The sequence below is a fragment of the Roseibium sp. HPY-6 genome (assembly GCF_040530035.1).
GTDB lineage: Bacteria > Pseudomonadota > Alphaproteobacteria > Rhizobiales > Stappiaceae > Roseibium.
Genome location: NZ_JBEWCD010000003.1, coordinates 107,067 through 131,187 on the forward strand (window position 1 = coordinate 107,067; position 24,121 = coordinate 131,187).

A 24,121-nucleotide genomic window follows, 5' to 3' on the forward strand; every position below is an offset into this window, starting at 1 on the left:
TCAGGCGATAGACGCAAAAGCGGCTTTGCCCGCAACAGCGACCATTCGGTCAGAGGCGATTTCCCGGCACCGGGAAACCGCAATTGACGCGCTGCCCAGGCTTACGTTGCGACGTTCACCGCATGCGGTTCATCGGCTTCCGCATGATCTTCATAGGCATGGCGAATGTCGGAGGGCGCAATGCCTTCCAATGAAATCCGCATAGGATGAACCGGACCGCGGTCAATGTCAGGCTCCATTGCCTGCAGGGCAGCAGCGCGATAAGCCGCCACGCCGTCCAGAGTGTGATTGTTGTGCTGCCGGGCATCTATCAGAACGGCTGGCCCGTCTGCGGAGCTGCCGGTGTCGGTATCGTGTCGCTGCGCACTGTTACGCTTGCCTCTACGGTCATAGCCGGTCCCGTCGCCGTCCTTGTCCGTAGGATACTCTGTCGCATGCGCCACGACCTGGGCCGATTGCGGCCTGTCGATCGTCGTCGCCATTGTGGCCTCCTGGCCGTCAGAGAACTCCGCCTTCTGGCGGAACTGGCACAGTGTCTCAACAAAGCGTTAACAATTCTTTACGCTAGGTTAACTCATTGTCCCGCATGCGAGAAAAGTGTTCTGATCCTTTGCTTGGCGAGTCGGTTTTCAGGCGGCCTGTTCTCCTGCGCTACCGACGATCTTGACGACGTCCGCCATGATATCGGTCAGCTGGAAATCCTTTGGCGTATAGACGGCGGCAACACCCATTGCCTTCAGTTGCGCTGCATCCTCATCCGGAATGATCCCGCCGACAACAACGGGAATATCGTCGGCTCCAGACGCACGCAAACGATCCATAACATCGCGAACCAGCGCCAGGTGAGACCCTGAGAGGATTGAAAGACCGATGACATGAACATCTTCTTCAACCGCTGCATTGACGATCTGAGCCGGCGTCAGCCGGATACCCTCGTAGACGACCTCCATGCCGCAATCGCGTGCGCGAACGGCAATCTGCTCCGCGCCGTTGGAATGCCCATCCAGACCCGGCTTACCGACAAGAAACTTCAGCCGTCTGCCCAGCTTTTCCGAAACGGCGTCGACATCTTCGCGCACTGTCGCAAGATCACCAGCATCATCGCGAACGGCTTGCCCGACGCCAGTGGGTGCTCGGTATTCTCCAAACACCTCACGCAAGGTCCGCCCCCACTCGCCTGTTGTGACACCGGCCTTCGCGGCGGCGATGGATGGTTCCATAACGTTGCGGCCTTCCTGCGCGGCCGCCTTGAGATCCGACAAGGCGGCCGCAACTGCCGCGCTATCGCGTGTTTCGCGCCAGGCTTTCACCTTTTCGACCGCCTCTTGTTCCACGTGTTCAGGAACGGTCAGGATCGCGCCGTCTTCTCCCGTAGCAAGCGGCGACGGTTCGCTTTCTGTCCATTTGTTGACGCCAACGACGACCTGCTCGCCTGCTTCGATAGCGGCAAGGCGCGCTGAGTTGGCTTCGACGAGCTGACGCTTCATGTAACTGGAATCAACCGCCGCAACAGCGCCGCCCATGGCATCGATCCGGGCCAGTTCTTCCCGCGCCTCATCCTTTAGCGCATCGACTTTTTTCGTGATTTCAGCGGAACCGTCGAAAATATCGGCATATTCGAGCAGATCTGTCTCGTAGGCCATGATCTGCTGCATCCTGAGCGACCATTGCTGGTCGAACGGGCGCGGCAAACCGAGCGCTTCGTTCCAGGCAGGCAGCTGGACCGCGCGCGCGCGCGCGTTTTTCGACAGCACCACCGCGAGCATTTCAACAAGTATCCGGTAAACGTTGTTTTCCGGCTGTTGTTCGGTCAGGCCGAGTGAATTGACCTGCACACCGTATCGGAACCGGCGATAGCGTTCGTCTTCGACACCGTAGCGCTCCCGGCAGATTTCGTCCCAAAGTTCGGTAAACGCCCGCATTTTGCACATTTCGGTCACGAACCGCATGCCTGCGTTCACGAAGAATGAGATCCGGCCGACGGCTTTCGGAAAGTCTTCTTCGGGGATGGCGCCGCTTGCTTTCATGGAATCAAGGATCGCAACGGCCGTTGCCAGCGCGAAGGAGAGTTCCTGGACCGGCGTGGCTCCCGCCTCCTGCAGATGGTAGGAGCAGACGTTCATCGGATTCCACTTGGGCATGTTGGAGTAGGTCCAGGCGATGACGTCGGTTGTCAGCTTCAGTGACGGCGCCGGCGGAAACACGTAAGTCCCCCTGGAAAGGTATTCCTTGATGATATCGTTCTGGGTCGTTCCGGAGAGCAGTTTTCGGTCGGCGCCCTGTTCATCGGCTGCCGCGATGTAAAGCGAAAGCAGCCACGGGGCCGTTGCATTGATCGTCATTGACGTGTTCATGCGTTCAAGCGGGATCTCGTCGAAAAGCGTCCGCATGTCGCCAAGATGCGTGACAGGCACCCCGACTTTGCCGACTTCACCCCGGGACAGCATGTCATCCGGATCGTAACCGGTCTGGGTTGGAAGATCGAAGGCGACGGACAATCCCGTTTGCCCTTTGGCGAGATTTCCGCGGTAAAGCTTGTTTGATTCCGCGGCTGTGGAATGTCCTGCGTAGGTACGGAAAATCCAGGGCCGATCCCGTTCCGTTGCCTTCTCACCTGCATGGCTCATACCGATAGTCCTCCTAAGACCTTATTCTGCCTGCCTTATTCGTTTTCGCAGTTCCAGAAACACCCGGATCTCCCTGTCCGGCAGTAGTGTGCACAAAATTACGCGCATGCGAAATCCTTCTGTGCAATGCAAAATATGCTTGGCATTAAAACGCAAGTTAAGCAATAGTCGTATAGATCGAAGCTCGTTTTTGAACAATAGTTGCGCAAAACAGGGTTTCGAGACGTTCGAGCCTTGTGCAGTTGCGAAATCAAGCGCGCACTTCTTTAAAGCCCTGGGAGGGGATGAATGACAGCTACAGCCGAAGCCAATGACAACCGAACGCGTGAGGATGCTCCGGTGAAAGACCTTTATGAAATCGGTGAAATCCCGCCACTCGGTCACGTCCCGAAAAACATGTATGCATGGGCGATCCGCCGTGAGCGTCACGGGGCTCCTGAAGATGCAATGCAGTTGGAAGTCGTACCGACCTGGGAACTCGACAGCCATGAGGTCCTGGTCCTGGTGATGGCTGCCGGGGTCAACTACAACGGCATCTGGGCCGGTCTCGGAGAACCGATCAGTCCGTTCGATGGTCACGGCGCGCCGTATCACATTGCCGGATCGGACGCCTCCGGGATCGTCTGGGCGGTCGGAGACAAGGTCAAGCGCTGGAAAGTGGGCGACGAGGTTGTTATCCACTGCAATCAGGACGACGGCGACGACGAGGAGTGCAACGGCGGCGACCCGATGTTCTCAAACACGCAGCGCATCTGGGGTTACGAAACGCCAGACGGCTCATTTGCCCAGTTCACGCGTGCGCAGGCACAGCAGCTTATGCCGCGGCCAAAGCACCTCACCTGGGAAGAAAGCGCCTGTTATACGCTCACGCTTGCAACAGCTTACCGGATGCTGTTCGGCCACCACCCGCACGAACTCAAGCCGGGACAGAACGTTCTGGTCTGGGGCGCTTCGGGCGGTCTCGGGTCCTACGCGATCCAGCTCATTACGGCGGCCGGCGCGAACGCGATCGGCGTTATCTCGGATGAAGACAAGCGGCAGTTCGTTCTCGATCTTGGCGCGAAGGGTGTGATCAACCGCAAGGACTTCAGTTGCTGGGGTCAGTTGCCGAAGGTCGGCTCAACCGAATATGCCGAGTGGTTCAAGGAAGCCAGAAAGTTTGGCAAGGCAATCTGGGAATTCACCGGCAAGGGCAACAATGTCGATATTGTCTTTGAACATCCCGGCGAAGCGACGTTCCCAATCTCGACCTTTGTTTGCAAAAAGGGTGGCATGGTGGTGATCTGTGCGGGAACCTCCGGGTTCAACTGCACGTTCGATGTTCGCTACATGTGGATGCACCAGAAGCGTCTGCAAGGCTCACACTTTGCGCACCTGAAACAGGCTGCAGCCGCGAACAAGCTGATGATCGAGCGGCGTATCGATCCTTACATGTCGGAAGTGTTCCCTTGGGACCAGATCCCGAAGGCACACACGAAAATGTGGAAGAACCAGCACGCCCCGGGAAACATGTCGGTCCTTGTGTCGGCACCCACGACCGGCCTGCGCACCCTTGAGGACGTTATCGACGCAGGAAAGCGCTGACTTAAGAAGCTCCCCGAAAGGCGCGAGGGCAATGCCTCTCGACGTCTTGTACAGCCTGGCCAGTCCCCGACACGGGACTGGCCATTTTCGTTGACCACAGATCAGTTCGCCTCTGCCCCATTTCTGCTTCGATGTGACCGCATTACCAATGGGACCTGTCCGAATCACTTGTCACGGGGAAATTCCTCTGTTGATCGCCGCCAAGTCCGGTCTCCATGCCGCAAAATACGCACTTGCCGCCGTGGCGGTGCTTTCCGTTGTCGCTTGCCAGAGCGAACGTTTTCAGACACCGCCCTTCTACAAGGATCTTGCGCGCGCGGACGGGCAGGTCGATGCAGCAACCGCGGCACAGATGATATCGCAATATCGGGTGAATAACGGGCTTTCAGCCGTCAGCCCGGATCCCCAGCTCAACGCGATCGCCAGATCTCAGGCGGAAGCCATGGCAGCGGCCGGGTCGGTTCAGGCATCATTGGCCTCCGACCAGCTTTTGGCAACGCGCATGTCATCTATCGGCGAACCCAAGACCGCCGCTGCAGAGAATGTCAGTGCGGGGTACCGCACATTCGCGGAAGCCTTTTCCGGCTGGAGGGAGTCTCCGAACCACAACCAGGTGCTGCTGACAGGCGACGCGACCCGGCTTGGCATCGCCACGGCGTATTCGCCCAATGCCAAGCATAAGGTGTTCTGGTCACTGGTCTTGGCAGCACCAAAACCGGGCAGCTAAATCTGCGCTGTCAGTAGCGGCGCGGGTAGCGGGGGTAGATTGGCTGGACAGGCCGGACAACCGGCGGCGGGCGCCTGTAGATCGGATAATTGTTTTGGTAGCGCGGCACGCCGATATAAACACCAGCGCTCGGAATCGGACGGCCGTAATAGCTCCCCTGAACGCCGTAGCTCAGGTATTTACCGGACACCCAGCCCTTCACGTTGGCAAATGCAGCATCGCACCACGAAAAATTCGCCGTACATCCGAACACCGTAACGCCACCACCCTGTGGCACCGTCGTAATCACGGGGTAGTTCGTTCCCGGGCCAGCACGCATGTTCAGGTTTGCCGTCGTATAGGCGATTGCGGGGCCGGATTGAGCAGCGGCCGGAATCGCCATCATAGCCACGGCGGCCAGCGCCAGCGGCAAGCGGATTATCATATTTTATCTCCGAATAACCTGTGCCCGGAACATGAGTGTTGCCGGGCTCCAAGCCCACACACGCTTCAGATGTGGGTAGACAACATGGCGAAAATATAGCGCTTCCATCCGAAGTCAGCGTTCTTCGTGGCAGCGGGATCAGTTTCTCCTTGCCCTTGAACGTCTCTATCGGCTTCACTATGAGCGAGTGACAAAGCGGGGGGAGCTCAAGATGGCGTTTTTTCAAAAGCTTGCATTCGCACTCGCGGTGTCCGCCGCCACGCTACTGATGTATTTACCGACGGCAAGAGCGTTTGACGCGCATGCTGGCTACTACTATCCCGAACCACAGACCCGGGAAGTCTATATTTCGGAGCTCCCCGTTTCACGCGATGCCAGGAAGAGGTCGCGCGCAGCTTTTGTAATCGGTTTGGCAAGCCAGCATTCAAAACAAAGCCATGCCTCGGGATATCATCTGTTTGCAAAAGGGGGGGAACTTGAAAAGCTGATTATCGTAGCCACCGGCGACGGGCAGTATGACACGCTGTACCGTCTGCGGGCGCTTTTGGCGTCCCTGACCTCACTTGCAAGGTCAACGGAGCTTTTTGCCCGATCCAATCATCCGCATGAACTGAATTTTCTCGATTTCTGCAAGCTGATCGGCTTCAAGCAGGTCACTGTCAGCAACGGCAAGGACATCGCACACCAGATCAAGATCCAGTAATCAGCTACCAGTGCAAAGCCGAAAAGAAGCACGACAGATACCAGCCAGGCGCATGTTTAGCGCTAGAGCGTACCGTTGAGCCACCGGCGATACTGCGACCGTGTCCCGAAGAAGGCGTTCCGGTCGACATCACCTTTGATGCCGGGAATGCGCCCTTCCGCCGTATATTGCCAAAACACCCAGTCATCCCGCTGTTCGTAGATATTCTTGGGATGTGTCGCGACCGAACGTAGCCAGAACTGCTCGCCCTTCAGAGCGCCAACCAGCCTGTCTCTATGAAAATCCACCGACGAATAAATAACCGGCCGCTTGCCGTAGTGCTTTTCCATTTCGTCGAGAAATATCTTCATGTCGCGAACGATCTGCGCCCGTTCAGGCCGAAGCTGGCATGTCTTGGAATGGGCATTCCACTCCATATCCAAGACCAGCGGAATCGCTTGCGGGTCCTGGGGAACCACTTCCTTGACCCAGGATATCTGTTCCTCTACGGGCCGGCAAAAATAGTAGAAGTGATATGCCCCGCGCGGCACACCTGCTTTGCGGGCCGCGATCCAGTTTTGCGCAAACCTCGGATCAACGTGGTCACCGCCCTCCGTTGCCTTGATCCAGGCAAACGAAACGCCGGAGCGCTTGACCTCGTCCCAGTCAATGTCACCTTGCCACCTGGAAACGTCGATACCGTGAACCGCGTAATCCTCGGGTGTCGGGTCAGGGAAATCATAAGCCGAGCACGCGCCCAGAATGACCAGTCCGGCAATGATACAAAACGACTTGAACTGCTTAAGCACGGTGCGTCCTCGACAGGTAAACAAACACTTTCTGCCAACGTTCAAAATGGGCGCAATTTCCTAACGGATCGTAGACGGCCCATCGCTTTTTACGCAAAAGTGAACTTTCATTCTCGCCCTGGTGTTCGTCGTACGTTTTAACGTCGAGCACAACTTCGCAAGCGTCCCCAATCTTGCCGCTCCAGCGAACGTCCTTTCACCGCAGGAGCTTTGGAATCATACATCCCTCGTGATTGGGTACGAGTTTCATTTTGACTGAATTTCCAAAGTGTACGGCAATTCATGGTGTGTACCTAGTAGACTTACACCTAGTAGTACATATTCCGATGACGGCTTCGCACAGTTCAAGTTGTTGAAATTCTTGAGACCTTGGTAATAACAACCATAGTTAACTATCATTCATGTGGACTAAGGTCGTACGGGAATCTACAAACACCATAAGAGACGAAAAAGTCCAGGGGCATTTATGAACGAGCGAGAAATAAAGATTGTTGAAACCGCTCTTCAACTTTTCTCTCACTACGGTGTGAAAAAGACGACGATGAGCGAAATCGCAACAGCCGCGGGGGTGGCGCGGCAAACTCTTTACAACGCCTATGACTGTAAAGAGCAATTGATTTACGACGCTGTTGAGCACCATGTGCGCAAATCAGCAAACCTCATATCCAAGGAATGTTCCGAACTGGATGATCTGGGCGCCCGCCTCGACGTTGCATTTCGGCATTTGAGCGAGAAGCCTTGCGAGATGATGCTGCAGATGCCGCACGGCGAGGAAATCCTTCAGATTGTCGAGGGTATCGACAAGAACAAGAAGAGAAACATCGTCCGCATTTGCAATGAGGCGATCGGAAACGTTCTGGAACCTTTCAGGGACAGGTTGTCCCTGGGAAACGTCGACTTCGACGACCTGTGTGAATTTATCAGGATGTCGTTCGATCAGATCAGGACCAAGACCGAAGAAAAAGAGCAGATATGCCGCGCATACGCTCCGCTCAGGAAAATGCTTGAAAACAGCGTGCGAGCATAACGCCCAGCCGCAGATAAGAAGCGTTTGAAATGGTATCTCGGAAGATAAACCGGGCCCTGAAAAGGGGAGGCCCGGCAGTTTGGAGCTGCCGGGCCGCTTGACTGAGTGGAGGTCATTGCTTCTCAGTCAGCTAACTAACCTTGCGGTTAGAAAGTGCGCTGCATACGAACACCGAAGAGGAGTTCGTCGAGATCATCGACACTCTGGCCAGAGATATCTGCGCTGGTGTTAGCGTAACCAACGTCAGCACCCATGACGAAGCCAGAGACTGGTTCCCACTGTACCGAACCGTCGATTGCCCAACGGTCGATGTCGGCGTCAGCCGCTCCAACGAAATCTTCCTGATCGACGTGCGCATAGGAGCCGTCAAGTGCAAGGCCGATGGTCGGAGTTGCCTGAATGTAAACACCAGCAGACAGGGAGTAACCAGTGCTTGTGTCACCGTTTCCGCCGTAGTCGGACACGGAACCGAGCGTTGCGCCGGTCGTGCTGCTTACAACAGATACGCTGGTGATGCCGTTACCGATGTAGGACAATGCGCCGTCAGCGTAGAAACCCTGGAAGTAGATGTTTGAACCAGGGTTGGCGAACGGCAGGTTGACGTTCACACCAGCGCCGATTGCCCAGCCGAAGCTGTCTTCATCACCAGAAGCATTCGTGCTGTTGAATGCTGCATCCGGGTAAACCTGATGCAAAGCACCGGAGAGCTGTGCAGAACCCCAGCCCTGGGACAGGCCGAGTGCAGCAACGAGGTCAGGAGCACGCGTGCCGCCGTATGCACCAACTTCACGGTCAGAACGGTCTTCAAGAGCAATCGTTGCGGAGAAGCCATTGCCGAAAGCAGCGGTGTATGCCAGCTGGTTCGTGGTCACGTCGGACCAGTCACGAGTGACAACACCCATGAATGCCTGACCGGTGTAGATGTTGAAGTTTGAACCGAGGTAACCAGCTGTCAGGCCGCCCCACTGGATGTAACCAGCGTCGAGCTTGAAGCCGCTTTCACCGTTGGTGATGTCCATGCGCAGACCGACATAGGCACGCAGGGTGCCGAATTCGGTGGCGTTACGGGCATCGAGGTAAGCATAACCGCGTGTCAGCCACTCGTAACCGTCAGAGTCACGATCGCCCCACGGGCCATCTTCCAAAACGTTGTTGACGATGAACTGCGTACGCAGACGGCCACCAACGCGCAGGCAGGTTTCAGTGCCCGGGATGTAGTAGAAGCGAGAGCCGTAAGCGTCACAGACGCGAACGTAGTCAACCGGCTCCGGAGCAACCGGAAGATCGGCTGCCTGAGCGGTGGTAGCGGTAGCAGCAGCTGCAACGCCGAGCATCAAGCCTTTAAGTTTCATAGTAATCTCCAAGTTTATTCAGTCGCAAGCAAATAAGCAAAATTGACGCATCTCGAACGAGAAACAAAATTTCACATCGCTGCCCCCGCACGCCAAGTGTCGAGTTGCCTACCGCGCTTGCTTAACTCTGAAAAAACACTTTTCATTCCACACCTCAAGCCCAAACAGTCTCAGGAAATCAGATTGAGAAAGCGCGTTATATTTTTGCAACACATTGATAATTAAGGATTTATTAGGTTTTTAAACGTCAACGCAAAAACCTCCGTACCAATTTCTTGGTGCAGAGTTTTACTTTATAAAACCTATCCGGCTCACGGATTTATCTTGATGTTTTTTTGGAGACGCAATTTGATTCCGCCTCAGGAGATCTTTATCTCGCAATTGCAAAATGGACTCAAATAACAAAAATGTCAAACTGTCATTTCGTCTATTTGTACAGAAGTCACATATGCGCGATGGGAACCGTTTCGAAACGGCAAACGCTTCATTAGCGGCGCTTCACACTATCCAGACGGCGATCCTCGTTGCCATCCCGGTACACGATTGAAACGTGTTGCGCTTGGCAATTGAATCTATATGACTGTCCGGACTGCAATTCTTCCGGCAAGGCGAACATGACCAATCGGCTAAAGCTTGTAACATGGAATATCAATTCCGTACGTCTGCGCATGCCGATCGTCGAGCAGCTTATAGACGAGATTTCTCCGGATGTTATCTGTCTGCAGGAGACCAAGTGCCCGGACGCCAACTTTCCGGAAAACGCTTTCCGTAAGGCAGGATACGACCAGATCGCCATAAACGGACAAAAGGGATATCACGGTGTCGCCACCATATCCCGCTTGCCTCTGGCCAACGTCGAAAAACGCGACTTTTGCAACGTCGGCGACAGCCGCCACATCGCCGTCGACATTCCATTCAACGGCACAAGCATACGCCTGCATAATTTCTATGTTCCCGCCGGAGGCGACGAGCCGAACCGCGAGGTCAATCCCAAGTTCGGTCACAAGCTCGACTTCTTGCAGGAGATGCAGGACTGGCTGACAGGCCCTGAAACAGAGCGCCCGGCCGTCCTCGTCGGAGACCTCAACGTTGCTCCCTATGAACACGATGTATGGTCGCACAAACAGCTTCTGAAAGTTGTTTCGCATACGCCTGTTGAAACCGAACTTTTCGAAAATGTGCGCGAGAGCGGAGGCTGGCTCGATGCCATGCGTCAGTTCACGCCAATCGACGAAAAACTCTACACCTGGTGGAGCTACCGGGCGAAAGACTGGTCGAAGGCCGATAAGGGCCGTCGCCTGGACCACGTCTGGGTTTCCGGGCCGCTATCTTCATCTGTCAAAGGCACAAAGGTCCTGCGTGAGGCACGCGGGTGGGAAAAGCCTTCCGATCATGCACCTGTGGTTGCTGTTTTCGAGGCGTGATCGACACCACCAGTTAGGACACATAGTCAATTTCGGTGCGGTATGCCGGCTGCATTGCCCATTCAAAATACCTTTTTTGAATAGACATCGTGACTTCGCCGGGTGTGTCGTTTGAAAAAACGCGATCATCAACTTTCGTAATCGGCGCAACGCCGCCGCCGGAGGTCGTTATCAGGACCTCGTCACTTTCAAGCAACTCATCCAGCGGCAGTGGCCTGATTTTAGTTTGCAAACCAAGATCGCGGCCAATCTCAAGAACCGTTTGTCGACTAATGCCTTCAAGCACACTCGCATCCGGCGTGATCAGGCGATTGTTTTTCACGGCGAAAACATTGAAGCCCGGCCCCTCTGTCACGTTGCCTCCACTGTCTAGCAGAATGACTGTCTCCGCACCGGCTTCTTTCGCCTCGAACAGGCCCTTCGTGAAATCTCCCCAGTGGTAATTCTTTACTCTGGAGTCGACACTCGTCTCGGGAATGCGCGTAACGGTCCTTGCAATGTGGACCGACGCACCGGACCTCGCGAGATCAGGCCGTATGACATGAATGTAAGGAACGCACCACGCAAAGAAGTGGTTCCGGCAATCCCTTGGATCGCGCGAACCGGGGACCATGTTCACACCTCGGCTTGTCACCATTGCCACATAGGCCCGCCTCAACCCGGTTGCAGAAACGAGACCGTGAAGCACCGATCTGACATCGCTTTCAGTCACTCCGGGATTGAGACGGAGGCTGTTCATGGAGCGGAAAAACCGGTCCAAATAGAGCTCCAGCCTGAAGAATGCTCCCTCCCACACAGGAACAACATCATAGGTGATATCGGAGTGGATCAACCTCCAGTCATTCACCGGGATCGACGCTTGTGCGATCGGCATGATCTCGCCACGCATCCAGGCAGCTCCCGTTGCCAAGTCTGATGTCCGACCTTCACCCACGTTTTCGTCCGAGATTGTCATGTCCTCGCCAGCGCATATTTGACCAGACCTCGCCGCAAGACCCTATGGCCGCAGGATCACTTTGCCCCGGACCTTGCGTGCGGCGATTTCCTCCAGTGCGGTTGCAATCTCCTCAAGCGGGTAGACTGCATGAATATGCGGCTTCAGCTTGCCTTCTTCCACCCACGCCAGAAGCTGCTCCATGTTCCGCCGGTGACCGGCCGGATCGCGTTCGACTGCGGCGCCCCAGAACACGCCGAGAACGTCGACCCCTTTCAGCATCACGATGTTCAAAGGAATCTTGGGAATGGTTCCAGCAGCAAATCCGATCACCAGAAATCGGCCCTCCCAACTCGTGGCACGCAACGCCTCTTCACTGTGATCTCCGCCGACCGGATCGTAAACGACGTCCGCTCCCTTGCCACCGGTCAGTTCCTTGAGCCGTTGCTTGAGCGCCTCCTTCGAATAGTCGATTGTAAGCTCGGCCCCGAGCGAGCGGGCAAACGCAAGCTTGTCCTCAGAGGATGCGCAGGCGATCACTTTAGCCCCCATGATCGAGGCGATCTCGACAGCAGCCTGCCCGACACCTCCCGATGCGCCCAGAACCGCAACCGTTTCGCCCGCCTTCAGATCCGCCCGGTCCTGGTAGGCGTGCAATGTTGTCCCGTAAGTTACCGCCAGCCCCGCCGCCACATCGAAAGACACACCGTCCGGAAGCCTGACCAGATCTTCCGAACGGGTCAGCACTTTCTCGCGCGCCGCGCCCCATTTCATATAGCCCATGACCCTGTCACCGACGGCCACGTCGCTGACACCGGATCCGACCGCTTCAACAACCCCCGCAAATTCGGCACTCGGTGAAAACGGAAAGGCGGGCTTGAACTGGTATTTTCCCTGAATAATCAGCGTATCGAAAAAATTGAGTGCACAGGCTTCGACCCGGACAACCGCTTCACCCGGGCCGGCAGTCGGCCCTTCGATCTGCTCGATCACCAGATCTGAAGGCGACCCGAAGGACTTGCATAGACAGGCTTTCAAAGGAACCTCACACTCGCGGTAATAACGGAAACTCCGCGTGGCCGACCACAGCGGAAACAGGCACACGATATCAAGTCTCCCTGGACCCACATATAAGCTTTCCGGATAAGTCCCGCGCCAACGCAAACATGACCGGCAGGTTCAAATGCCCGGCGGTTTGGGGTAAGACGCGGCCGACACAAACTAACGGAATTGGCAATGCGCGGATATTTTGCAGTCGGGGCGGAAGGTCTTTCGAAGCGTATGAATCTCGGGACGCTCATGCGTTCGGCACACGCTTTTGGAGCGAGTTTTTTCTTTACCGTCGATGCGGATCAGAAGATCCGCAAGGCTCCGCCCTCCGATACGTCGAAAAGTCTGGGCCACCTGCCGGTCTTTACCTGGGACAGCGTCGATACCATGGATCTCCCACGAGGCTGCCAGCTGGTCGGCATCGAGCTGACCGACGCTTCCATTGACCTGCCGAGTTTCGGCCACCCGCTTCAGGCCGCATATGTGCTCGGACCGGAGCGTGGTTCGCTCTCGCCGCAAATGCTGGAGCGGTGCGATCATGTGGTCAAGATCCCGACCAAATTCTGCATCAACGTGGCCATGGCGGGTGCGATCGTCATGTATGACAGACATCGCGCTCTCGGCCGGTATGCTGACCGGTCGATCACCGCAGGCGGCCCGAAAACGGGCCCTGCAAAACATGTGAGCGGTGGCCCCGTCATGCGCACGGGACGGAAGGTTCCCGGCACCTGACCGTCCAGGCCGTGGCTTCCCGAGCCATGTCTCATGCTCGCTTTTGCGCGTGCACGCCGGTCAGGAAGGCGTTTTATTCAATGCCCTGACAAGCAGACGGCTCGTGAAAATGGCCATGACGGCCATCGCTGCAAAAGTTACGAACAGCCAGATAGCGGAATTCGCGGTCGCTCCAGGATCATCGATCGTATTAAAACCGGTCATGTTTGCCACAAGGCCTGCGACTGCTGTTCCAAACGAGACGGCAAACATCTGGATTGTGGAAAGAGCAGATGCCGCATTTTCCTTTTCAGACGCGTCCGTAAATTGCAGGGCAAACGTGTTGAGATGTGGCCAGCTCAATCCGATACCGGCCCCGAGAAGAATTAACGCCAGCGACAGAATTGCCGAAAGCATCGGCCCCGCGCCCCCGTGCATAGGCGTCACAGTCGCCAGAACCAGCGTTCCCGCGAGCATGACGAACGGACCGGTAAGAACAATCCGATGCATGGTGCGCCCTGTGAACCGAGCGGAGTAGACCTCTGCGAAGGACCAGCCAATGGACACCAGAGCCGCAATGTAACCGGCCAAAAGGGGTGACAGACCGTGAAGCCGTTGCAGATAAAACGGCATGAAAAACTCAGCGTTCACACAAAAGATCAAGAGAGACATCACCGCGAACGACAGAAAAAGCGTCGATCCGGGCAACATTGCACCTTTTGGGAAGAGGCGCAGCGGTGCTCTGTTTTCCCGGCGCATGAGAATCAGAATGAGGATAACGGACAGCGCCACGCCACTTCCCGCTCCTAAAGGAGACGAGGACAGCGACCCGATGGAAACCGCGAGAATGGCACCCGCAAGCAGAAAAAGCTGCACAACGGCAATCGGCGCAGCCGGCGGCAAGGCATCACCGGTAGCAGGCAGCAGTTTCCAGGCAATCAGGGTGTAAAGCGCGGTGACAGGAATTAGCGAAGCAAAGCCACCGCGCCAGATATCGTACTCAGCGAAGATACCACCGACAGCTGGTCCGAACAGCATTGCAATGCCCCACGTGCCGGACAACAGCGCCACTGCCCGCGACCAGAGCCTCTCCGGATAGGCGAACACGATCATTGCGTAACACAACGTGAACATCATTCCACCGCCTGTGCCCTGAACGGACCTGCCGATAAGCATGACCGGCATATCCGGCGCTGCGGCGGTGATGAGGCTGCCAAGCGCAAAAACGAACCCTGACAGGGCAAAGGAAATTCTCGCGCCTAACCTGTTCAGGATCTTGCCCGTGACAGCAGCGCTCAAAATGGCCGCCAGCGTAAACAAGGTTGCGTTCCAGGCGTAGAGGCCCTGGCCACCGATTTCCGAAACGATTGAAGGCAACATCGTCGCCGAGATGTTGATATTGACCGCGTGCAGGATAATACCGCCGGCCAAGACAGCAGAAACAGGCGCGTGCGTTCCCCAGAGGATATCGCTCCAGCGCGCGTCTTCAGGCCGTTCGAACGTTGCTGTCATGCGTATTTGTCTCCGGGGTTCGACGATGGTTACGTTCAACGTCGCGCCTTCTACGGCCTCAACCTAAGTTCAGGTCAATCCGCTGTCGAAAACTTTTTTGCAGGCATCACCGTGCGGATGGGAGACATCTCCGCAAACTCGAAATCGGTTAAATCATTCCCACAGTTAATCGACGTCAACCGCCTCATCGGCTTCGATCAATTGCCTCAGCCGGCCGAAAGCGAGCCGGATACGGGACTTCACAGTGCCAAGCGGCAGTCCGGTCGCATCGGATATCTCGCTGTGAGACTGTCCCAGAAAAAAGGCAAGCCGAACAACTTCCTTTTGTTCGTCAGGAAGCTTGGCAAGTGCAACGCGCACGCGTTCCTCGCGAAGCCGCGCATCCATCTCCTCGGAGACGTCAGGCAACGCTGAAGGCTGCAACGCCGGCTCTTCCGGATCCAGTTCTGCGGTCTTTTGTCGCCGCAGGCGATCGATTCGCCGATTTCGGGCAACACGGAAAAGCCAGGTGCTTGCCGAAGACTTTTTGGGATCGAACAGGTCAGCCTTGCGCCAGAGCGTCACCATGACATCCTGCGCTATCTCTTCCGCGATGGCTGCGTCAGCCCCCTGTTTCATCAGATACCCCTTCAGCCGCGGGGCAAAATGATCAAACAATTCAACAAATGCAGCCTTGTCGCGGTCATCCGCGACCTTGACGATCAATTCTGAAAAATACTGCGCCTGCACCAAAAGCCGTCTTACTCCCTGTCCGACCCTATTCTTTAGCAGGTTCGAAACATTTCGAAAGAGGGTTCAAGACTTTCTGCCACACTGTTGCCGCGATTAACCGCAAGAGCCAATACAGGAACACAAAAAAGATCAATCTGCAGAAACGTCAGAAACCCGGAATTGCCTCCTTAAGGCTTCAACCCTTTCGTAACCCGCTTTAAGTTATCATTAAAGCAAGGTTTATAAGACAGACGGCAATTGCATCAAATTTGACGAAAACTCATAGCCAAATGGTGTGGAGATGATGAAAGCAAAATCGCTGGTACTGGCCCTCGCAGGTCTAGCCGTTTCGAGTGCAGCAGCTTTCGCACAAACCCCGACGCTTCTGAAGCAGCACAAGGATTGGGCGGCGTATACTTCCCCGAGCGGTGGCGGCAAAGTCTGCTATGCTCTGACGAAACCCACGACAATGTTGCCGGGCGACCGGAATCATGGGGACGTGTTCTTTTTCGTGACGTCCCGGCCTGCTGAAAACGTCTCGTCCGAACCGAGCCTACAGGTCGGTTATCCGTTCAAAGACAAGTCTTCCGTATCGGTCAACGTGGACGGCAAGGACTTTTCGCTCTTCACGAACAATGACGGAGCGTGGGTCGAAAACGCGGCGACCGAGGCACAATTGGTTGCTGCCATGAAGGCCGGCCGGGAAATGACGGTCAATGGCGAATCCAGCCGAGGCACCCGGACGACTTACAAGTTCTCGCTGTCCGGCGTTACGGCTGCCATCGATACGGCTCTGCAGGCCTGCCGCTAACGGGTGTTTTTTCAGCTGACTGAATTGCCCGGCCAGGCATTTCCTGGCCGGATGCGTTGATGCGTTCGTCCCGTGCTTCACGGGTATACCCCCGATGCACGCCACAGCTTGATTTTTCAGCCAATCTGTGGTTTTGGAACCTCTTGAATTCAAGCCTGCCGCGGCAGGCGATCCGGCAGCCGTGTCACGCGATATCGACACGTTGACGAATGCCGGAGACGAGACGGATCACGACATGGCGACAACACTCGACATCGCGCGGGACAATCCCAACGCGCCAACGGTTACAGCGGCTGCGGCTGCATCCCTTTCCGCAGAAGACAAGCCGACGCTGGTCGGACTTTCCCGCCAGGAACTGGGTGAAGCACTTGGAACGATCGGAGTTCCCGAGAAACAGTGGCGCATGCGTGCTTCGCAGCTCTGGCACTGGCTTTATGTGCGCGGCGTTTCCGATTTTTCGCAGATGACCAATATTGCCAAGGACTTGCGCGCAAAGCTCGACGAAGCCTTTTCAATCGCCCGGCCGGAGATCGTGTCGGAGCAGATTTCGGTCGACGGCACGCGCAAATGGCTGTTCCGGTTTCTGCCGCGCGGTGCCGGCCGGCCGGTTGAGGTTGAGACTGTCTATATTCCTGAAGAAGGCCGCGGGACGCTTTGCGTGTCTTCGCAGGTGGGATGCACGCTGACCTGTACTTTCTGCCATACCGGCACGCAAAAGCTGGTGCGGAATCTGACGGCCGAAGAAATCCTGTCGCAGATCCTGATGGCGCGTGACAGGCTCGGAGATTTTCCCGATGCCGCGACGCCGCAAGGCGCCATTGTTCCATCAGAAGGGCGCTTGGTCTCAAACATCGTGATGATGGGCATGGGCGAACCGCTCTACAATTTCGACAACGTCAAAAAGGCGCTGCTGATCGCGTCAGACGGCGACGGCCTCTCGCTTTCCAAGCGTCGCATCACATTATCCACATCAGGTGTCGTTCCGGAAATTTTCCGAACCGGCGATGAAATCGGCTGCATGCTTGCGATTTCATTGCACGCTGTTCGTGACGATTTGCGCGACGTGCTGGTTCCGATCAACAAGAAATGGAACATCGAGGCGCTTCTGGATGCCTGCCGCCAGTATCCGGGTCTTTCCAATGCCAAGCGGATCACATTTGAGTATGTGATGCTGAAAGGTGTGAACGACAGCAATCAGGATGCACTGGATCTCGTCCGCCTTTTGAAGGGCATTCCGGCCAAGATCAATCTGATCCCGTTCAATCCCTGGCCGGGATCCCAATATGAGTGCTCCGACTGGGAGCGGATCGAGGAATTTGCGGATATCGTCAACCGCGCAGGATATGCCTCACCCATTCGCACACCCCGTGGGCGTGACATCTTTGCTGCCTGCGGCCAGCTCAAGTCAGCTTCGGAGCGTATGCGCAAGAAAGACCGCGAGGCTCTGGCCGCGTCCTGACATTCTTTTTTACGCTCTGCAGCCACAACGGGTTGCTGACTGCATTTGCCTGCCGACCGGCGCCGGACCTGCCGGTGAAAGCAGGGGCCTTCTTAAAAGCACCGATCAAGCCTGCACACATTCGGGTGATGCTGAAACGGCCCGTCATGGAAAGAAATTCAGGTTGTATTATCTTCATCAATGGACATTTTTAAGGGGAGGGGCTCACCAAAGCGTACCTTTGGGAGACCGTGCATCATGAGCAAACAGGTTCTGATACTTATTGTCCTGCTTATCCTTTCGGGCGTTCTCGTCGACGCCTTTGCCCAAACCCAGCCGTCAGACGGTCATATCACAATTGAAGATCCAGCGGATCTCAGCAAGGAAGAGGCTCAAAGGATCTATGCGGGTCTGAAAGACCGAATGAGCAGCCTTTACGCCATCGCGGACCTGCCTGCGATTGAGGGCTACCAGTCCTGGACATTGTTCAACGACGCACCCTACATTTCGGCGACTCATGGCAGGCGTTACGTCAACAACTATGCCAACGCGATCGCGGCCAACTACGCGATCCTGAAGGAAGGGGAAAAGCTCCCCGCCGGGTCCGTGCTTGCAAAGGACAGCATTACCGTGACCGGTGACGGCCGCGTCTTTCCCGGAGCCATGTTCGGCATGGAGAAGCTTGCCGAAGGAGCAAGCCCCGAGACGGCGGATTGGCGGTATTTCATGGTTGTTCCGGACGGGTCCATCGTGGGTGATACGACCGGCGACAATCCGCAGCTCATGACCTACTGCCATGAGTGCCATATTGGCGTTGAAGACCGGGACTTCACCTTCTACGTACCGGAAGAGTACCGCGTTAAAGAGTAATGTATAGCTTTGTTGACGCGCCGATGGCGCGAGCAAGTGGGTTCGATCCGCACCACAAAAAAAAGGCCGCCGGGAGGCGGCCTTTCGTCTTCTAAAGCCCGACCCGATCAGACCAGTCCGGCTTTCGTTAGCGGCAGATTGGTAACCCAATCGTCTTTCGCTGCCGCGATAGCATTGGCAACGGCAGGACCGATCGGCGGTGTACCAGGCTCGCCGATACCCGTCGGAGCCTCGTTCGAAGCAACGATATGGACCTCGATTTCCGGCATGTCCGATATGCGGATCGGCTCATAGGTATCGAAGTTGGTCTCTTCGACGACGCCATCTGCAAGTGTCACCTGATTGCGCAGGATTGCACCGAGACCGTACCCGATCCCGCCCTCGACCTGAGCCCGGATGTTGTCCGGGTTGATCGGTGTGCCACAATCGACGGCGGCGACCACTTTTTCGACCTTTACGGTGCCATCTTCACGGAAGGAGACTTCCGCAACCTCTGCGACGTAGGATCCGAAGGACTTGTGCACGGCGACACCGCGATGCCGTCCTTCAGGTGCCGGCGTGTCCCAACCGGCTTTTTCAGCCGCCAGTTTCAGCACCTCGACCTTTCTTGGGTCGTCCTTGATCATCTCGAGACGATAGGCCACCGGATCCTTGCCGGCTTCCTTGGCGATACGGTCGACCATGGTCTCCATCACATACGCTGTGTGGGTGTGCCCAACCGAACGCCACCACAAAACCGGCACCTTCGTTTCCTGGAAGGACTGGTCCATGTTCATGAGCGGGAACGCATATGTCGTGTCGTGTGCGCCTTCCGTCATATTGTGATCGACACCGTCCTTCATAAGCATGGCCTCAAAAGGAGTGCCCTTGACGATCGACTTGGCCGCAATGTTGTACTTGAACGCAGTAACATTGTTATCGGCATCCAGACCAACCTTGATCTTATGCGCCGACATCGGACGGTAGTAACCGCCAGCCATGTCGTCTTCGCGAGTCCAGACGATTTTCACCGGTGCAGGATCCATTCCCGCCGCCAGCATTGCCTTCGCCAGGAAAGCAACTTCAGCGACAGGATGACTGTCAGCCTGCGCCCGCCTGCCGAAGGATCCGCCGGCCCACATCGTGTTGATCTTCACCTTCTCGAAGGGAACCTCGAGGATCGTCGCAGCGACGTTGTGATCGATCGTCTGGATCTGCGAACCGAGCCAGAGCTCAGCCGTTTCGCCGTCATAAAGAAGCGCCGCATCGAGCGGTTCCATGGCACCGTGGGCCAGGAACGGAAACTCGAAATCGGCCTCGATGACACGATCAGAGGCTTCAAGTGCCGCGTCGACATCGCCGTCTTCGCGAACCTTGACGCCCGGTTTGCCGGTCATGTCGTTGAGTTCGGCCATCATGGCATCGCTGGACCGGGTTTCCGCTTTGCTGTCGTCCCATTCGATTTCAAGAAGATCCCGTGCCTTGATCGCCGGCCAGGTGGATTCGGCGACGACCGCGACACCATTCGGGATCTGCAGAACGTTGACGACACCAGGCACCTTCATGGCTTCAGCAGCGTCGAAGGATTTCAGCGTGCCGCCGAAACGAGGTGAACGGGCAACGACGGCAACCAGGAGATCATCTCTCTGGAAATCCATCGTGTAGGTGCCGGGTGCGCCGACGGTCTTGTTCTTGACGTCCACGCGCGGGAACGACTTGCCGATATAGACCCACTGATCGGGCGTTTTCAGTTTCGGTTCTGCCGGAACATCCTGCTGAGCGGCGAGACCGGCAAGATCACCAAGTGTAGCCGATTGACCGGATGAGTGGCTGACAATGCCGTTCGAGACCGTAATCTCTTCGGCAGGAACACCCCATTCCTGGGCGGCCGCAGCAATGATCATCGCCTTCGCGGCGGCTCCTGCCTGCCGGTACTGCATGAAGGAATTGGCCATCGCAGTGGAACCACCGGTACCCTGAACGCCGAACAGGGTATTGGCATAAACCTGCGGGTTGGACGGGGCGTGTTCGGCAGATACCTGGTCCCAGGACGCGTCGAGTTCATCAGCAACCAACGTCGTAAGACCCGTTGCCGTTCCCTGCCCCTTGTCCAGGTGCTTTGACAGCACCACGACTGTATTGTCAGGGCGGATATGCACGAAAGGCTGGATCAGCTCGCCGTCGCCTGCGGCAGCTTCCGCGCCGCGCGGCAGGTTCATCGCGAGCACAAGCCCGCCTACGGTACCGGCGGACATTTTCAAGAATGTGCGGCGAGTCGGTTTGGCCGCCTCAAGCGGCTTTTGCAACAGATGCAGCATGATCAACCCTCCATCTTGTCGGCAGCAAGGTGGATCGCCTTGCGGATACGGGCGTAGGTTGCGCACCGGCAAACGTTTCCGTCCATGGCTGCGTCGATATCTTCGTCAGTCGGTTTTGGCGTTTCGTTGAGCAGCGCCGTCGCCGCCATGATCTGTCCGGACTGGCAATAGCCGCATTGCGGCACATCCAATTCGTTCCAGGCAGCCTGGACAGCTGTTGCCGCCTTGCCGTCGACACCTTCAATCGTGGTGATTTCAGCGCCTTCGAGGTCTCCGACGAATGTCTGGCAGGACCGGATCGGGACACCGTCCCAATGGACAGTGCAGGCGCCGCAGGACGCTATGCCGCAACCGAACTTCGTTCCCGTCATTCCGAGTTCGTCGCGCAGGGCCCATAGCAGCGGGCTTTCGGGATCGGCATCTAGCGTGCGCGTTTCCCCATTGATTTTGAGTGTTATTGACATGAAGGGCGTCTCCCTTGGCTGGCCTTAACTGGCTAAAGGGTGTAAACTACACTGTGCAGTGTAATACCGACTTCCGCGTCTGTAAACGCCCTAGTTTACATAGGGCGTATTTTTTGGGAAAAAAGAACCGGGGGATACAAAACAACGAACCATGCAACAGGGGCCGACTTGAGCAGAAAATGTCCGTATCCGATCAGAAGAAAAAGCAGATAGTAGAAGCTGCAATCGCGGAGTTTCAGGAGAAAGGTTATGCCGGCGCGAGCATGGACCGCATCTCCGAGCGCGCGCAGGTCTCCAAGCGGACGGTCTACAATCACTTCGAAAGCAAGGACGTTCTTTTCCGGGCGATCAACCAGTGCCTTGCCGACCAGATCAACTCGGCGCTCGAGCTCCCCTATGACGCCGAACTGCCCATTCGGGACGCGCTCGTCCGGCTGGGGTGGGCAGAGGGCGAACTGATGATCAATCCCTGTTTCATGAGCCTCGCGCGCATGATCATGAGCGAAACCATTCGCGACCCGGAACTGGCTGCCGACATGAACGCGCGCATGACCAAGCTGGTCGTTTTTGCCGAATTCATCGAGCGCGCCACCAGCGAAGGCAAGCTGAGGGCAAAAGATCCCGCCGTCGCGGCCGAACAGTTCCTCGGCCTGATCAAGTCCCGCGCATTCTTTCCCAACATCTACGCCGCCCGCGTCCCGGGCCGCGAGGAAGTCGGAACAATTATCGAGGAAAGCGTCGATCTGTTTCTGGCGAGATACGGCGTTGCATCCGCGGCCAAACCGGCAGCAGAGTAGCCCTCCGGTACTCTTGGCCAAGCGCAATTTCTTGCGCGCAAGGCAGGTGCCTCACACCACCAACGGATTTATCCGAAAACCCTTGCTTCCAGACGCAGTCCCCTTTTGTCATCCTTTTGCTGGCAGGGATCCAGTAATTACAGGCTGCAGAAACAGGTGATAGTGGCTGCGGCGTACTGGTTCCCGGATCTGCGCTTCGCTGCGTCCGGGATGACAAGGTCCAAGGTTGGCGGCTTAGCCGCGAAGCCAACAAACTCATGTCCCGCGACACCTATCACCTCATCCTGAGGAGGCACGCAGTGCTGTCTCGTAGGATGGGCTGCTCACTCAGAAACTACCGCCCATGCTTCGAAACAAGATTTCTTTTCGATTTCCGTGCACCAACGCTTGTCATCCCTGCGCAGGCAGGGATCCAGTAATTACAGGCCGCAGAACCAAGTCATAGCGGCTGCGGCGTACTGGTTCCCGGATCAGCGCTGCGTCCGAGATGACAAAGTCCACGGTTGGCGGCTTCGCCGCGAAGCCAACAAACTCATGTCCCGCGACACCTATCACCTCATCCTGAGGAAGCACGCAGTGCTGTCTCGAAGGATGGGCTACGTTGTTGGAAATTGCCATGCGTCCTTCGAGACGGGCTTGCAGCCCTCCTCAGGATGAGGAAGACACACGACTGCTGCATGATCTGAAAAGACGAGGCGATCTGCGCAAATTCCACCTCAAGCTGCTAACCAGCTCAACCACCGATGCAATGTGCGGTGGTACCCTGCACTTTTGCATGCTAATCAGCCTCCGCAACTCGCCAACAAGACCGGACCAGCATGGATTCCCAATTTACTTCCGAAACTCTCATCCTCAAGCCTGATCCCGTAAAGCAGCGAATTTTCGTGCTGGGTCTGCCAACTATTTTGGTTATTTTCCTAGGCTTCCTGCTTTTTGCCATTTTCGACGATATCCAAATCGGCTTTCTGGTTGTCCTGGCAATCGGGGCAGTCACTTACTGGTTCGGTTTCCGTTATCTGCGCAGGATGCAAAAGGAAAGCCTTCTGGAACTTTCCAGCAACGGTCTGGCTTTAACGCTCTTTGGTGACACAAGTTTTCACGCTTGGCGTGATCTTTCTCGCATTACCCTGTTGGAGAACACATGGCGGGATGATCACGGCAAATTTCCCGTACACACATACTACCTGTCTGCGCGCCTGCTTTCGTCAAAAGACGAAAACCCGGACCACCCAACTGAAGAATCAGATGCGGATCTGCTCATACCAATAGACATGTATATTTCGCATCACCGCTTTTCTGGGCGGACTGAGGAACAAGAGGCTGCCTGCAAGTCGGCACCGGATTTGGCAAACACGCTCAATGCCTGGAGAGACTTTGCGCTAGACATTGAAATTGCAGCCATCCCGACGCCAATCATTCAAACAGAAACCGATAAATTGTCCGAACTTGCGCGCTCACTCAGGTCCGGCCTGACAAGCTGACGAGTTCGCATCGTCCGGCAATCAATCCCCGCACTGTCTCTGAAATCATCGAGATAAACTTCGTTTGAGAGACTACAAACCTTTCCTTTGTCATCCCTGCGCAGGCAGGGATCCGGTAAATGCAAGCCGCAGAAACAGGTCATAGCAGCTGCGGCGTACTGGTTCCCGAATCTGCGCTTCGCTGCGTACGGTGTGACAAGATCCACGGTTGGCAACTTTGCGGCAGCGCCAGCAAACTCGTGTCCCGCAACACCACCACCTCATCCTGAGGAGGCGCGCAGTGCCGTCTCGAAGGATGGGCCGCGTACTTCGAACTTCGTGCTTCGGGACGGGCTTGCAGCCCTCCTCAGGATGAGGATTGAAAGAAGGGCAGCTCCATGCTGTCACAC

Annotated in this window: 22 protein-coding genes; 11 read left to right on the plus strand and 11 right to left on the minus strand. The window is 56.2% G+C overall.

The window, feature by feature from the left end:
• Window positions 1-101: 101 nt before the first annotated feature.
• Together ABVF61_RS26415 and ABVF61_RS26420 are read right to left on the minus strand one after the other, a co-directional pair.
• Window positions 102-482: a hypothetical protein gene (locus ABVF61_RS26415; RefSeq protein WP_353996601.1), complete on the minus strand. Its 381-nt coding sequence runs from the start codon at window positions 480-482 to the stop codon at window positions 102-104.
• A 147-nt stretch (window positions 483-629) separates the two neighbouring features.
• Entirely contained in the window at window positions 630-2,627 is a 1,998-nt protein-coding gene (locus tag ABVF61_RS26420) for a methylmalonyl-CoA mutase family protein (protein ID WP_353996602.1), read from the minus strand.
• A 288-nt stretch (window positions 2,628-2,915) separates the two neighbouring features.
• Here ABVF61_RS26420 and ccrA point away from each other — a divergent pair, with 288 nt between their 5' ends.
• Both ccrA and ABVF61_RS26430 read left to right on the plus strand, forming a co-directional pair.
• Window positions 2,916-4,211 carry a crotonyl-CoA carboxylase/reductase gene (gene ccrA, locus ABVF61_RS26425; protein ID WP_353996603.1) on the plus strand — a complete coding sequence of 432 codons (1,296 nt, stop codon included), beginning with the start codon at window positions 2,916-2,918 and terminating at the stop codon, window positions 4,209-4,211.
• A gap of 190 nt (window positions 4,212-4,401) precedes the next feature.
• Window positions 4,402-4,938, plus strand: a complete 537-nt coding sequence (locus tag ABVF61_RS26430) for a CAP domain-containing protein (RefSeq protein ID WP_353996604.1) — start codon at window positions 4,402-4,404, stop codon at window positions 4,936-4,938.
• Window positions 4,939-4,948: 10 nt separating this feature from the next.
• Here ABVF61_RS26430 and ABVF61_RS26435 read toward each other — a convergent pair whose 3' ends face one another.
• A complete protein-coding gene (locus ABVF61_RS26435) occupies window positions 4,949-5,362 on the minus strand; it encodes an SH3 domain-containing protein (protein ID WP_353996605.1) in 414 nt (137 codons plus the stop codon).
• Window positions 5,363-5,573: 211 nt separating this feature from the next.
• Here ABVF61_RS26435 and ABVF61_RS26440 point away from each other — a divergent pair, with 211 nt between their 5' ends.
• Window positions 5,574-6,065 carry a hypothetical protein gene (locus ABVF61_RS26440; protein ID WP_353996606.1) on the plus strand — a complete coding sequence of 164 codons (492 nt, stop codon included), beginning with the start codon at window positions 5,574-5,576 and terminating at the stop codon, window positions 6,063-6,065.
• 62 nt (window positions 6,066-6,127) lie between these two features.
• Here ABVF61_RS26440 and ABVF61_RS26445 read toward each other — a convergent pair whose 3' ends face one another.
• Window positions 6,128-6,853: a glycoside hydrolase family 25 protein gene (locus ABVF61_RS26445; RefSeq protein ID WP_353996607.1), complete on the minus strand. Its 726-nt coding sequence runs from the start codon at window positions 6,851-6,853 to the stop codon at window positions 6,128-6,130.
• Between the two features lie 466 nt (window positions 6,854-7,319).
• Between ABVF61_RS26445 and ABVF61_RS26450 the strand changes: the two genes are divergently transcribed.
• Window positions 7,320-7,880: a TetR/AcrR family transcriptional regulator gene (locus ABVF61_RS26450; protein WP_353996608.1), complete on the plus strand. Its 561-nt coding sequence runs from the start codon at window positions 7,320-7,322 to the stop codon at window positions 7,878-7,880.
• Window positions 7,881-8,026: 146 nt separating this feature from the next.
• Here the strand turns inward: ABVF61_RS26450 and ABVF61_RS26455 are convergent, their stop codons facing one another.
• Window positions 8,027-9,232, minus strand: a complete 1,206-nt coding sequence (locus ABVF61_RS26455) for a porin (RefSeq protein ID WP_353996609.1) — start codon at window positions 9,230-9,232, stop codon at window positions 8,027-8,029.
• Window positions 9,233-9,846: 614 nt separating this feature from the next.
• Between ABVF61_RS26455 and xth the strand changes: the two genes are divergently transcribed.
• Window positions 9,847-10,656, plus strand: coding sequence for an exodeoxyribonuclease III (gene xth, locus ABVF61_RS26460; RefSeq protein WP_353996610.1), 810 nt, complete (start codon window positions 9,847-9,849; stop codon window positions 10,654-10,656).
• 13 nt (window positions 10,657-10,669) lie between these two features.
• Here the strand turns inward: xth and ABVF61_RS26465 are convergent, their stop codons facing one another.
• Together ABVF61_RS26465 and ABVF61_RS26470 are read right to left on the minus strand one after the other, a co-directional pair.
• Window positions 10,670-11,611 (minus strand): aminotransferase class IV, encoded by a 942-nt coding sequence (locus ABVF61_RS26465; protein ID WP_353996611.1) that lies wholly within the window; start codon window positions 11,609-11,611, stop codon window positions 10,670-10,672.
• A gap of 42 nt (window positions 11,612-11,653) precedes the next feature.
• Window positions 11,654-12,628, minus strand: a complete 975-nt coding sequence (locus ABVF61_RS26470) for an NADPH:quinone oxidoreductase family protein (RefSeq protein WP_353996612.1) — start codon at window positions 12,626-12,628, stop codon at window positions 11,654-11,656.
• 198 nt (window positions 12,629-12,826) lie between these two features.
• Between ABVF61_RS26470 and ABVF61_RS26475 the strand changes: the two genes are divergently transcribed.
• The gene (locus ABVF61_RS26475; RefSeq protein WP_353996613.1) at window positions 12,827-13,372 is read left to right on the plus strand and encodes an RNA methyltransferase; all 546 of its coding nucleotides are present in this window, start codon (window positions 12,827-12,829) and stop codon (window positions 13,370-13,372) included.
• 60 nt (window positions 13,373-13,432) lie between these two features.
• On the opposite strand, the gene ABVF61_RS26480 is transcribed toward ABVF61_RS26475, so the two are convergent.
• The gene (locus ABVF61_RS26480; RefSeq protein ID WP_353996614.1) at window positions 13,433-14,863 is read right to left on the minus strand and encodes an MFS transporter; all 1,431 of its coding nucleotides are present in this window, start codon (window positions 14,861-14,863) and stop codon (window positions 13,433-13,435) included.
• A gap of 165 nt (window positions 14,864-15,028) precedes the next feature.
• Complete coding sequence (locus tag ABVF61_RS26485) at window positions 15,029-15,595, minus strand: sigma-70 family RNA polymerase sigma factor (RefSeq protein WP_353996615.1); 567 nt, start codon at window positions 15,593-15,595, stop codon at window positions 15,029-15,031.
• A 280-nt stretch (window positions 15,596-15,875) separates the two neighbouring features.
• Here ABVF61_RS26485 and ABVF61_RS26490 point away from each other — a divergent pair, with 280 nt between their 5' ends.
• From ABVF61_RS26490 to ABVF61_RS26500, 3 genes are all read left to right on the plus strand, one after another.
• Complete coding sequence (locus ABVF61_RS26490) at window positions 15,876-16,385, plus strand: invasion associated locus B family protein (RefSeq protein WP_353996616.1); 510 nt, start codon at window positions 15,876-15,878, stop codon at window positions 16,383-16,385.
• 235 nt (window positions 16,386-16,620) lie between these two features.
• A complete protein-coding gene (rlmN, locus tag ABVF61_RS26495; RefSeq protein WP_353997324.1) occupies window positions 16,621-17,844 on the plus strand; it encodes a dual-specificity RNA methyltransferase RlmN in 1,224 nt (407 codons plus the stop codon).
• 237 nt (window positions 17,845-18,081) lie between these two features.
• Window positions 18,082-18,693 (plus strand): cytochrome P460 family protein, encoded by a 612-nt coding sequence (locus ABVF61_RS26500; protein ID WP_353996617.1) that lies wholly within the window; start codon window positions 18,082-18,084, stop codon window positions 18,691-18,693.
• Between the two features lie 107 nt (window positions 18,694-18,800).
• On the opposite strand, the gene ABVF61_RS26505 is transcribed toward ABVF61_RS26500, so the two are convergent.
• Together ABVF61_RS26505 and ABVF61_RS26510 are read right to left on the minus strand one after the other, a co-directional pair.
• Entirely contained in the window at window positions 18,801-20,990 is a 2,190-nt protein-coding gene (locus tag ABVF61_RS26505) for a xanthine dehydrogenase family protein molybdopterin-binding subunit (protein ID WP_353996618.1), read from the minus strand.
• A gap of 2 nt (window positions 20,991-20,992) precedes the next feature.
• On the minus strand, window positions 20,993-21,454 hold the full coding sequence (locus ABVF61_RS26510; RefSeq protein ID WP_353996619.1) for a (2Fe-2S)-binding protein: 462 nt from the start codon (window positions 21,452-21,454) through the stop codon (window positions 20,993-20,995).
• 179 nt (window positions 21,455-21,633) lie between these two features.
• Here ABVF61_RS26510 and ABVF61_RS26515 point away from each other — a divergent pair, with 179 nt between their 5' ends.
• Both ABVF61_RS26515 and ABVF61_RS26520 read left to right on the plus strand, forming a co-directional pair.
• Window positions 21,634-22,251, plus strand: coding sequence for a TetR/AcrR family transcriptional regulator (locus ABVF61_RS26515; protein ID WP_353996620.1), 618 nt, complete (start codon window positions 21,634-21,636; stop codon window positions 22,249-22,251).
• Window positions 22,252-23,069: 818 nt separating this feature from the next.
• Complete coding sequence (locus ABVF61_RS26520) at window positions 23,070-23,732, plus strand: hypothetical protein (protein WP_353996621.1); 663 nt, start codon at window positions 23,070-23,072, stop codon at window positions 23,730-23,732.
• Window positions 23,733-24,121: the final 389 nt, after the last annotated feature.